Source organism: Pseudomonas sp. S37 (assembly GCF_016658545.1).
Taxonomy (GTDB): domain Bacteria; phylum Pseudomonadota; class Gammaproteobacteria; order Pseudomonadales; family Pseudomonadaceae; genus Aquipseudomonas.
In genome coordinates, this window is sequence record NZ_JACVZC010000234.1 from 1 (window position 1) to 607 (window position 607).

The 607-nt window shown below is 60.1% G+C and carries 1 protein-coding gene; it reads left to right on the top strand.

Annotated elements, in window-relative coordinates:
* Window positions 1-607, top strand: a 607-nt coding sequence (gene tatC / locus IAE39_RS29460) for a twin-arginine translocase subunit TatC (RefSeq protein ID WP_201207960.1), incomplete at both ends; no start/stop codon positions are given.

Consider the following 607-nt stretch of genomic DNA (forward strand, 5'->3'; position numbering starts at 1 on the left):
GGTCATTTTCCTGATCTTTGCCGGGCTGTTCAGCTTCGCCCAGCAGATCTACACCCTTGTTTCGGCGCCGCTGCGTGATCACTTGCCGGCCAACGCGACGATGATCGCCACCGACGTGGCCTCACCGTTCCTCACGCCGTTCAAGCTGACCATGATCGTGTCGCTGTTCCTGGCCATCCCGTTCATCCTCCAGCAGATCTGGGGCTTTATCGCGCCGGGGCTGTACCGCCACGAGAAGCGCATTGCCATTCCGTTGCTGGTGTCGAGCATTCTGCTGTTCTACGCCGGCATGGCCTTCGCCTATTTCCTGGTGTTCCCGTTGATGTTCAAGTTCTTCGCCGCTGCCACCCCGGCAGGCGTGGCCATGATGACCGACATTGCCAACTACCTCGACTTCGTGATGACGCTGTTCTTCGCCTTTGGCGTGGCCTTCGAAATCCCGGTGGCGGTGGTGCTGCTGGTGTGGATCGGCGTGGTCGACGTGAAGTACCTGAAGAAGATCCGCCCCTATGTGATCATCGGCTGCTTCGTGGTCGGCATGATCCTCACGCCACCGGACATCTTCTCGCAGACCCTGCTGGCCGTGCCCATGTGGCTGCTGTTCGAG